At 45.1% G+C, this 11273-nt stretch carries 6 protein-coding genes; all 6 read right to left on the reverse strand.

Translation table 11 applies throughout. The features are described from left to right. Positions 1-10 precede the first annotated feature (10 nt). A complete protein-coding gene (locus BJP37_RS12910) occupies positions 11-754 on the reverse strand; it encodes a Stp1/IreP family PP2C-type Ser/Thr phosphatase (RefSeq protein ID WP_198954026.1) in 744 nt (247 codons plus the stop codon). A gap of 222 nt (positions 755-976) precedes the next feature. Then, on the reverse strand, positions 977-2680 hold the full coding sequence (locus BJP37_RS12915) for an ABC1 kinase family protein (protein WP_330359496.1): 1704 nt from the start codon (positions 2678-2680) through the stop codon (positions 977-979). 160 nt (positions 2681-2840) lie between these two features. Continuing rightward, positions 2841-3182 carry a DUF6825 family protein gene (locus tag BJP37_RS12920; protein WP_075899307.1) on the reverse strand — a complete coding sequence of 114 codons (342 nt, stop codon included), beginning with the start codon at positions 3180-3182 and terminating at the stop codon, positions 2841-2843. Positions 3183-3480: 298 nt separating this feature from the next. Continuing rightward, the gene (locus tag BJP37_RS44990; protein WP_075899309.1) at positions 3481-4812 is read right to left on the reverse strand and encodes a protein kinase domain-containing protein; all 1332 of its coding nucleotides are present in this window, start codon (positions 4810-4812) and stop codon (positions 3481-3483) included. A gap of 427 nt (positions 4813-5239) precedes the next feature. Continuing rightward, positions 5240-9409 (reverse strand): CHAT domain-containing protein, encoded by a 4170-nt coding sequence (locus BJP37_RS12930; RefSeq protein ID WP_075899311.1) that lies wholly within the window; start codon positions 9407-9409, stop codon positions 5240-5242. A 128-nt stretch (positions 9410-9537) separates the two neighbouring features. Continuing rightward, the gene (gene glgA / locus BJP37_RS12935) at positions 9538-10965 is read right to left on the reverse strand and encodes a glycogen synthase GlgA (RefSeq protein WP_075899313.1); all 1428 of its coding nucleotides are present in this window, start codon (positions 10963-10965) and stop codon (positions 9538-9540) included. Positions 10966-11273 lie beyond the last annotated feature (308 nt).

The raw sequence follows: 11273 nt of genomic DNA on the forward strand, positions 1-11273 counted from the left end.
CCAACACTTTTCACCCAACACCATTCATCCTTTCCCCAATCTCTACAATAACCACAGTAATGTTATCCCTACCGCCTTCTTCTTTAGCTGCTTCAACAAGGATATCCAGAGCCTGCTCAATACTTGAACTATCTTGGAGAGAGGAAGCAATCAATTCATCGGAAAGTTCTTCGGTGAGTCCATCGCTACAAAGCAAAAGGCGATCGCATAATTTAACTTCTATCCGATAGACATTGACTTTAGGTAAGTCCTTTCTGCCTAGACATTGAGACAGAACATGACGCCAGGGATGCATCCGAGCCTGTTTAGCTGTCAGTTCTCCCAACTTAACGGCTCTGGCTACCCAGGTGTGGTCTTCTGTAATCTTCTCTAACTTAGAATTTCGGAACCGATAGAGGCGAGAATCTCCTACATGAGAAAACCAACACTGGTTTTGACGGAACATCACCACTACGGCAGTGGTTCCCATATCTGACCGTTCTGGATGAGTTTGCTGATCGTTGAGGATAGCCTGATTGGCCTGATAGATCGCTTGTTCTAGTAACTCATCAGAAGGAGTTTGAGAGTTCCAATCTTTATTCAAATAAGTCTTAATCGCCTCAGTGGCGATTTTACTTGCCTCTTGTCCACCGGCATGACCACCCATACCGTCGGCAACAATAAAGAAGCGACCGTCCGGGTCTATGTAGTAGTCATCTTGGTTAACTGTACGTAGTAAGCCCGGATCTGTAATACCGGCGAAGCAACTTTTCATCACATCGGTTGTTTACTGGCTTGATGCTTTCTGCTCGTCTTTGAGCTTCAGTTTGATTTTGATGGATAGAAACATGATTATTATCGACCTGATTCAGTTGAATTAAGGAAATGTCCAAAGATGTCCGGATAAATGCCGAAATATCCAACGATTTAGCCTCCTAGTACTTGCTACTACAGTGGATAGATCGTGGGATAAGGAGTTATTACGACTTTACAACAACTACAACATCCGATCAAACCGGTCAAGCCGTCGGAGCAACCTAATTAAGGCAAATCCTAACACAGTTGCCACCAAAACGACTACCAAAGCTAGTAGGACATTACCATTTACAAATAAAATGGTAGCCGAAAGGGTGAAGGCACTGATTAATAAAGTATAGTTGGTTCCCAACTGAATACCACTCAGCCGTCGTAAAACCCGGTCTGATTCAATAGAGCGCACTCGAATGCGCAGGTCTCCTCTTTCTAATTTTTCAATAGTACTTTCAATGCGTTGGGGCAAACCTAATGCAGTACTACTCATCTGTGCGGCTTGGCGTCCCAGTTCATTAATAAAGCTATTGTTGTCGGGAGTGTTGCCGTTGGTCATAATCTCTAGTGCGAAGGGTTTTGCAACTTCCATAAAATTAAATTCGGGGTCTAAGCCTTTACCCACTCCTTCCAGTGTAGAAAAGGCTCGCATCACAAATGTGAACGTTGCTGGGAATCGAAAAGGCTGGCCATAGGCAATTTCGTAGAGGTCATCGCTGATGTTAGTGATCGATTGATCCTCAAAGGGCTTATCCATGAAATTATCCAGCATATACTGAACTGAGCGCCTTACCGGTCCCATATCACTCACTGGTGAGAGCGCACCCAATTCAATTAGGGAAGTCACCACTCGGTCGCCGTCTTTTTGGGCAATGCCAAACAGGGTTTCCATAAGTTGCTCGCGCACATTGGCCTTAATCTGCCCCATCATGCCAAAGTCGTAAAAGATCAGGGAACCCTGATGACTAACCGCAATATTTCCCGGATGGGGGTCAGCATGGAAGAAGCCATCATTTAGCAACTGCTGTAGGTAAGCTTCTGCTCCCAGACGAGCGATTAATTTGCGGTCTAGACCAGCTGCTTCTAGAGCTTCGTAACTACTAATCTTAATCCCTGGTAAAAACTCTAGGGTCAAAACTCGTGATGAGGTATAGCGCCAGTAGACACGGGGTACCTTCACCCAGTCATAGCTGCGGAAGTTGCGCCGAAATGTATCTGCATTTCGGCCTTCATTAAGATAATCAATTTCTTCCCAAAGAATACGACAGCACTCTTCATAAATCCCACTCCAGTCCCGACCACGCCCCCAGTCTGGATGGTTTTGGAAGTAATAGGCGATCCCCTTGAGAATTTTTAAATCAATGGTAAACAGTTTTTTTAAGCCTGGTCTTTGGATCTTAATCGCTACCTCTTCACCACTGCGAAGTTGAGCTTTGTGAACTTGCCCTAAGCTAGCCGCCGCCAGAGGAATTGGGTCAAAAGCACTGAACAGTTCCTTGATGGGCTTGCCTAAATCTTCCTGGATTATCTGCTCAACTTGCTCGTAACTAAAGGCAGGAACCCGGTCTTGTAGTTTGCTCAGTTCTTCTACATACTCACTGGGGAATATATCAGCACGGGTGGAGAATAACTGTCCAACTTTGATAAACGTTGGTCCTAGATCTAAGAATGTATCTCGAATCCAGATAGCTTGTGTTTTGCGTCTATATGCGTGCTTTTGCTCTGTATATCCTCCCCGATAACTCCAAGGTTTACCATCAAGCCACAACCCAGTGATGAGGGTCAAAACAAAACGCCAAATATCAATAAAACGCCTTTGACGGGAGTAATTTTCTTGATTCCACCGATAAGCTTTTTCGCTGTATTGCTTACCTATAGAACTTTGCCTAGACACATTTTGTTCCTGATCTAGTGTAAGGTTAATAGATTTCTGAGAAAGAGCAGACACTCGGATTTATCTGTAAGGTTTTTATCAAAAAAATAGCAGGTTATTAAAAATTATGTCGAAACTACTCACTTCTGTAGATAATCTAGGGTAGTAACGATAAATCTGATCAAGATTGCTTGCGATAGTTTTTTAATTCCGTACGCAAGCTGGCAATTTCTGCTCGCAGCTCATCAATCATGGCTTGCAGATCAGCTGGTTTGGATCCTGTTTTCCCTGTGTTACTAGCTGTGTTACTGCCTGTGTTACTAATAGTAGAATCAGCTGCTCCAGCTTCGCGATTGGCACTTTCAATGACCTGATCGGTAAACTGCCGCAGTCGCTCACGCTGCTCAGCATCAAACTTGCCTAACTCACTCAGGGCATTGGTCAGAGCATCCTCGAGCTGCCGATTAATGGCTTGAGCTGCAGCCCTACCCAGAAAAAAGGCATGAATTACAGAGTTACTCATTGATAAGTTTCTTTAGCTTACGTTACAAATTATAACGTACTTGCCCAAGATTATGAGTGAATTCAAATCTAGTTACTTGCTTCGTATATCCTCAGTTTTTCACATCTACCATGTCCTTTCAATTTAAAAAACGATTATTATATCATCTTATGTATTTAAATCTCACAGGGCTTAGGCAGTAACTTTAACTTTTCCTTCGTAGCCCTACTACTTATTAAGCGCGTTTGGTGGCGAGTTCGGGGTCAGTCCTGTGTAAGTATCAATATTAATAAAGCACCTTGATCAGGTTGAAAGTGTTTCACAGTTGGGGTTCTGACAAAGGCCAATTGCTGCGAGGAGGGAAGGATTGATCGGTGTGGAAGATGGTAGAACCAGGTTCTTTTTGAGAGTTAATTCGCAGTGCGAAACCAAATCCTAATCCGGCTGAGGCGGCAAGGGCACCGGTCATCAGTAGGGCTTTCACTGGGAATCCAGCTTTGGTAGTTTTGAGTTTTGAGGTTTGAGTTTTGAGCTTGGCGTGGACAGTTTTGATAACAGCTAAGGTCTGAGTGCTCAGTTTTGAGGTTTGAGTGCTCAGTTTTGAGGTTTGAGTGCTCAGTTTTGAGGGCTGAGTGCTCAGTTTTGAGGGCTGAGTGCTCAGTTTTGAGGGCTGAGTGCTCAGTTTTGAGGGCTGAGTGCTCAGTTTTGAGGGCTGAGTGCTCAGTTTTGAGGGCTGAGTGCTCAGTTTTGGGGCAATTAATGACTTTTGCTGAGGACTCAGGACTTTCAACTGAGAACTGCTTTGAGCAACTTTCTCCTGAGTTGGCAGCAGCGATAACCAAGCTTCTACAGTTTTAGGACGTTGATTGGTGACCATGTGCAAGCCACGCCAGACTGCTTGTTTAACTACTGGAGTTAGGTTTTGTGGACATGGTGGTAAGTCCGGCAGGAAAAGAATATAGAAACCTTCCTGGGCATGCAATACTTCCCTGACTGGTGCAGGTAAGGGTGGGGTTCCAGTAAGCAAGCAGTAAAAGGTTGCGGTTAAGGAATAAACATCGGTTGCCTGGGAAAGTTGTCCTTTAGAAACGTACTGTTCGGGGGCACTATACCCAGCAGCAATTAAACTGGCGTGGGTTTGCCTGACTCCTAGGGTGAGTTGACTAGTAATACCAAACTCACATAGCACTAGCTTATCGGTATCTTGACGCAGAATAATATTTTCCGGTCTAACATCTAGATGCAGCAAACCCTTTTGATGTAATATGCTCAGGGCATCGCCAATTTGACGAATGTATGCAATAGCTTGGGCTTCTGGAACCAAGTTGGCTTGGATGAGTTCAGCTAACGTCTGCCCTGGAATATATTCCATGACTAGGTAAGGTCGTCCGGCAGCTTCAAAGGATTCGATTACCCTGACTAAATGCTGATGCTGACAGCTGCTCAAGAGCCTACCAAGGGCAAGAAATTGCCGCTTGAACTGCTCACCATGGGGATGGTGGCACAGATTGTCGCTGAGGGTTTTGATCACGACGGTTTGACCAGACTCAGCGTTGATGGCTAGGTAGGTGATGCTAAAGACACCTTTGCCTAGCTGGCTATGAAGAACATATTTGCCGTTGTGCAAGACTGTGCCTGCCTTTAAGTCCATGAAAGTTCAGTTCAACTCCCACCTATGCTAACCTTAAGTGGTGCAGAATGGTTGACACTACCTAGGTTTCGTTCCTCGCTTTCTAACAATCAAGCATCAAGGAAAAACCAGGATAACTATTACCGCAATTATCAGAGTGGGAGAGTTTGAGAGGGAAAATTCATCCCCGTCCTGTTAGGTCGGGGTATTCTTTTCCCTGTCAAATAGTGTTAATATAGAAAGTAAGGGTCTCAAAAAAACTGGGTATTGACCCTACTCAGCTACCCTGGCCTATGGCCACGCTACGCGAACGGTGCGCGGGAAAGTCACGCCCATGGAGATAACAGTCGCGCACGGCTGTGCCTGGGAATCCCCATCCCTGCGACGGGTGGGGAGGTTCAATCAGCTTAATTATTCTGTAGCAGGAGTTGTTAATCAGGATCAAACATTACCAAGGGTTGCCAATTAGGGTAAAAGCGCTCCAATAGTAGGGATGTCGTAACTCCACATCTGGCAACTTGGCTAACCCTGCTGGTAAAGGAAAACTGCCCTGATCCGTTACCAACTTCCCTCTCTCCAGACGGACTGTACCCCTGAGCAAATTTAACTGAGCTTTCCGTATAGCCTCGGCTTTCACTGGGACTTGCTGTAATTTTTCGTAAAACGTTGTCATTAGCCCCAGGGTACCCTCATCGCTGACATACCAGAGACTTCCCAATGCGGACTTGACCCCCGCTAGCACTGCTAGACCGGCAAATCCTAATTCGGCTTGCTCGTCTCCTAAGGCAGTACGACAGGCACTTAAGACCAACAACTCCACCTTAGGCTTACTTAAGCCTAGTTTAGGCAACTGGTTAAGTTGCAGCTTGGTATCCCACAGCTGGATGTAGGAATTACTTGGCTTACCGGCTAAGAATTCACTATGGGTAGCCAAATGAACGATACCAAAGGGTTGTGAGGCACGAGCTTTTATCAAATTTGCTACGGTGAACGCTTCGTTAAGTAATGCCTTTCCTGACCACAGTTGTTCTGTAACCATCGATAACTCTACAGGAACTGCTGGTAATGGGTTTTTGTTCTTAAACTGGGATGCTCCCATGGCCAAGACTTGAAATTTCCTAATGTCTACATAGTTCATGTTGGTTAATGATAGAGTTGGCATCAAACCAAGGCTATATCGTTCTACAAGAAACCCAGTGCCATCATGAAGTGCTGCCATGGGTAAGGAGCGCAAACCAACGTCCATGATAAAGGCAAGATTATTTATTTTTTGGGCTTTTAGCTCCTGCTCTACTGGATCAATCAACCAACGATACAACTGCTGAGCCAAGGGTAGGTAGACATTTGCGCTTTCGAGATTGGTGATACTCCTGTGGAATTCCCGAGCAACAGAGAGAACTTGCGATCGCGTTGCTCCCTGCACCTGTTTTCGAATTACTGCTCCCGAAGCCGTAACGACTAGTAATTCCAGCTGTGTATCGAGATTTTCTTGCCAGTGTGACCTAGTCTTTTGCCGATTTTCCGTTCTCTCTCGTTCCGGTTTGGTTGACGTCAATCCTTTAGAATTGACTAGATTGCCCTTAGTAGTTTCCGGTTTAAATTCTGGTTTAAAGAAGAGGTAAATTAGGGCTGGTTTGAGTCCAGTAATAGTTTCAATCTGGCGCAGGTGGGCTTGGGCTTCTTCCAGGGTGACTATGGGAGTGTTGCTAATGCCTAGATGTTTTTCAAAGGCATAGGTAAAGCCTCCCTCAAGTTGTTTAACATCAGCTTCAGCTTCTAGGGTAGATTTAGAGGATTTACTGGTAACTTGCTGTGGGACTGATTGTGCCAGTGATTGACTAATATTAGTACTATTAGTATTAGTAATCTCTGCTATAGTCTGTGGTGCTGGTTGATTGTAATAAATGTTGATTAAATTCGATTTAGGTGTAAAATTAACAAACTCAAGGTTTTTAAGATTATAATTAGGTTCTAATTTAGTATTTTTATGGTTTATTTGAGTGTATTCTGTTTTGGGAGCAATTGCCTGAGGCTTTGGTTGAGTAAGAATTGGTAAGAATTCAAGGGAATACTGATATAGTTGAGGGCGACTGGGGAATATATTAGCCGGATTTGAATAGGGATTGGTAGCCATTGCTTGACCTTGGCTAGTCGAATTTGAGATCACATCTTCAGCCATTGCTTGACCTTGGCTAGTCGAATTTGAGATCACATCTTCAGCCATTGCTTGACCTTGGCTAGTCGAATTTGAGATCACATCTTCAGCCATTGCTTGACCTTCGCTATTCAAAGAATTACCGAGCAAATTGGTAGTCATTGCTTGACCTTCGCTAGTCGAAGAATTTCCCAACAAATTGGTAGCCATTTCTTGACCTGCGCTAGTCGCATTTGAAGATGGCTCCCCAGTATTAATTTCTATATCACCTAAATCTGACTTGTAGATCGAAAAGTCTCCTGTTGGAAGAATGGCAGAATCACCTGTAGAAATAGCTCCCTCTGTACCATTAGGACTGCTATTTCCCACCTCAAAGGGGGTTTGCCCATTCCCACCATGACTGATGGTGATTTCTCCTCCACCATCTCCCCCAACTGTAGCAATGCTGACTGCTGTTTCTTTGCCCTCGATTAAGGTGTCAAACGTCCCAGTGGCTTTAAAAAAACCTTCTGTGGTAATTTCCACATTACCGCCTTTGCGATCGCTAGCACCTTGGGCATTGATCCAGCTAACATCAATATTACCTCCATTTAGGGTAACATCCCCTCCCTTGCCAACTGTTGTTGATGAGTTAAGCTCTTGGGTGCTCAGAGTCTCAGACGCTGTGATTGTAATCGCTCCCCCATTTGTCTTGATATCACCTAGAGTGACATTAACGCCATCAATGGTGATATCTCCAGAAAAGTTCAGAGACAAGTTAGGGGCGGTAATATCATTACTAGCGTTCAGAACAATGTTGCCCAAAACTTGTTCTAGGGCATTCGCGCCAAGGGTAAAGCCAGATGTCCCCCCATCCCCCGACAAAATTTCCATCACATCAAAACCAAGGGGATTATCTGCTAGCTGCTGACCAGCAATCCCTGTCCCAGGTACAATAGTAATGTTATTGTGGTCAAATGTAATTGTGCCGTTTTCACCAACAGGGGCGGTGACATCAACTTTTTTGCCATCAAAGATTAAAGTCTGTTGGCTAGATATCTCAACTGTCCCACCATCTGGTGTTCTATCACTTCCGGCCTGTGAAGTTTGCTCTTGAGCGCCACGGGCAGTAATCTCCCCGTAGAATGCTGTGGTTTCCTCTGACCAGACAGTAACTCGACCTCCGTCTCTATTTGCAGCTTCTCCATCAGCCTTAATCACGGAATCACGGCTGACAAAGGTGCGATTGGCATTTAGTTTTACATTGTCTGGATTGTCTTGGGGGTGCTTCCCAATCCACACCTGGCCACCATTACCGCCGGAAGAGTCAATGGTGGCATTAATTACAGCAATGCGATCGCCTAATACTGTTACACTGCGTCGCTTAAGTTCTGGGCTGGAAACATCTAGGGTCCCCGAGACAATGGTTGTTCCTGTCTCAGTGGGAACTGTGGTGCCAGAATCTGTCAGCTGCACGGTTCCATTGGAATTGGCACTGAGTTTTGTCTCAACGCCTTGGGCTTGTCCTGTCAGTAGCTCTGGTATATCTAGTGCGGTAATTATTAATGGTTGCCCATCTAGTGTACGAGGGGGGTCAATCTCTAGACTCAACAAATTTCCAGGTTGAGAAATGTTAATCAGACTCTCTCCTGGTACAGCAGCGATAATAATCTTGCCTCCTGGTGCCCTCAGTTCTTCCGCAGTGTTAATCACACTACCCCCGATCAATGCGATAGTTTGATTGTCTTCTACTGCCAGGTTACCAGCGTTAATGATACTTCCAGGTTGGGCTAAATCAAAGGCAAAGCTAGTGGGCTCACCAATTAAGTTCTGGTACTCATTATTGTCCCCAAACGCATCAAACCAATTCCCGTTCTCAAAGCCAATCCCAGTGGCTGTGGTTGCTGTAAAGGAAGCAGGGACATTCAGTTGAGCATCAGCCCCAAAAATAATCCCGGCTGGGTTCATTAAATATAAGTTAGGGTTATAATTACCGCTTGTGATTTGAATTAGACCATTAATAATTGAGGGCTTACCGCCTACGACTCGCCCCAAAATATTGCTAACCTGGGGATTATTAGAGATAAAATTGGCAATCTGACCGGAATCGAGTCCAAATTCCTTAAAACTGTGGAACAGATTCAGTTGATCGCTAGAGAGGCTACCACCAGTGATATCGAAGCTTTGACCATTAGGAGTTACAATTGTCGCACTGCCTTCTGCTGAGGTGATTTCTGCGATTGCTGGTAGCCCAGTTGGGGAGAGCAACATGGCTACCCCCCAGGGCATGACTTGAGCTAGAGATAAGCGGTTGAGGAATGAAGGAGATATTGTTCGGTTAGAGCCTTGAGGAGGGAAAATCTTGCCCTCTAGGCGGCTCCACCGTCCTTGGTACTTAGAATAATTGCTGCGCTTGGGTTTTACTACCGGTTTCCCCATAATCTTCATAGCAACCCCCCCTAAGGTTCTCTGTCTAGTAGTCATGCAGTCTAGTAGTCATGCACCTAATTTGAAACAGCTGTAGCACCAATCCACTAAGGGAAGGCCATGGCCTTCCCTTAGTGATCACTGTTCACAGTAACAGAATAGGTGTAACTTATGGAATGTTCTGTCTAGCTGGCAACAACTAAATGGTTGTCTTGTGGTACATGTTGAGGTACTTCTGCCGGTAATCCTACCAGATCTTGGTACATATTGATATATTCCCTGGCTGACTTCTCCCAACTAAAGTCTTGGCTCATAGCTCGTTGTTGCAAACTCCGCCATTCTTTCTTGTAGCGGAAACCTTCCCAAGCCCGAACCATACAAGTATATAAATCTAAGGGTTCGTAGCGGTCAAAGCAGTAACCCGTGCCAGTTTGATTGATCGGATCGTGGTGGGAAACCGTATCCACCAAACCGCCAGTACGCCGTACAATGGGGATACAGCCGTAACGCATAGCCAGCATTTGGCTAATCCCACAGGGTTCAAAGCGAGAAGGCATCAAGAATACATCACTACCAGCATAAATCCGTCGAGCTAGAGGATCGTTATATAGGATTTGAGCAGACATTCGTCCTGGATAGCGGGATGCGGTTTCCCACAGTTGGGTTTCATAGTAGCGCTCTCCCGTACCTAGGACTAAAAATTGACAATCGGTGTAAGCTAGGAAACCCTGTAAAACTTGAACCAGCAGGTCAATCCCTTTCTGTTCCACTAAACGGGAAACCATACTGATCACACAGGTATCAGGGTTGATAGCTAAGCCGACTTCTTTCTGGAGAGCTACTTTGTTTTTGCTGCGGATGTCGAGAGTATCAGCGGTGAAGTTGTGAGGAATGTAGTTATCGGTTTCGGGATTGTAACTTTCTGTATCAATCCCATTGACAATTCCAACAGTTTTACCACTGATAAATGACAACAAACCTTCTAAGGATTCACCGTATTCAGGAGTTTGGATTTGTTGAGCGTAGGTGGGAGAAACAGTATTTACCCGGTTAGCATACTGTACAGCTGCCGCCATAGTATTATGACCTTGCATATACCAGGGACACCAAGTAATTTCTTCTAAGCGCCAGCGCTGGGGACCTTGATAAGCCAGGTTGTGAATTGTGAAAACTGTGCTGATATCTGATGATTGGTGCATCCACACGGGAATCATGCCTGTGTGCCAATCATGGCAGTGAATAACATCAGGCTTCCAGTAGTTCCAAGCAAACTCAGCTGCACCATTGGCAAATAGGGTGAATCGCCAGTCTTCATCATCTCCAGAATAGATTTGGCGACCAGCAAAGGCAGCATGACCAAATAGGTATAAGGGGACATTAGTCTTTGGTAGTAGGGTTTCAAACACATTGAAGTGTTGAAACATAGCATCACCGGACCACACTGGTTGCTCTGGAATCGCCATTTTCTCGGGCAAAAAGCCGTAGTAAGGCATGAAAATTCGGACATCCTGTCCCAATTGCCTCAAGGTTTTGGGTAATGATCCCACTACATCCGCCATACCGCCAATTTTCGCAATTGGAGCTGCTTCCGCCGCAACGAATAGAATCTTCATCTGTTAGTTGTCAATTATTGGTTGTTAGTGCCTTTGAAATAGCTGCGAGCTTGAAGGATGAAGTGCATTTGATCAAGCCTGAAACATGGAGCAGAACTTTTCAGGAATTGACCTTTAACTCCTCTGTTGACTTGATCGAAGAACCTTCAGCTTTCCGGCTATCCTAGCTTACTCTAGCCGATACTTTTTAGCTACCAAAATCTACCAAAGTAGACTTTAGCCCGCCAATGCAAGCTGATTTTTCAGCCAGGGTGATTAAACTAAGCCAGTGAGTCACCTCACTGACTCGTCTTCAAAACCGTACGTGA

The sequence above is a fragment of the Moorena bouillonii PNG genome, from assembly GCF_001942495.1.
Lineage (GTDB): Bacteria > Cyanobacteriota > Cyanobacteriia > Cyanobacteriales > Coleofasciculaceae > Moorena > Moorena bouillonii.

Excerpts from the sequence above, each read along its gene's own strand:
- BJP37_RS12910 (WP_198954026.1), bottom strand. The coding sequence starts at position 754 with ATGAAAAGTTGCTTCGCCGGTATTACAGATCCGGGCTTACTACGTACA.
- BJP37_RS12920 (WP_075899307.1), bottom strand. The coding sequence starts at position 3,182 with ATGAGTAACTCTGTAATTCATGCCTTTTTTCTGGGTAGGGCTGCAGCT.
- BJP37_RS44990 (WP_075899309.1), bottom strand. The coding sequence starts at position 4,812 with ATGGACTTAAAGGCAGGCACAGTCTTGCACAACGGCAAATATGTTCTT.
- BJP37_RS12930 (WP_075899311.1), bottom strand. The coding sequence starts at position 9,409 with ATGACTACTAGACAGAGAACCTTAGGGGGGGTTGCTATGAAGATTATG.
- glgA (WP_075899313.1), bottom strand. The coding sequence starts at position 10,965 with ATGAAGATTCTATTCGTTGCGGCGGAAGCAGCTCCAATTGCGAAAATT.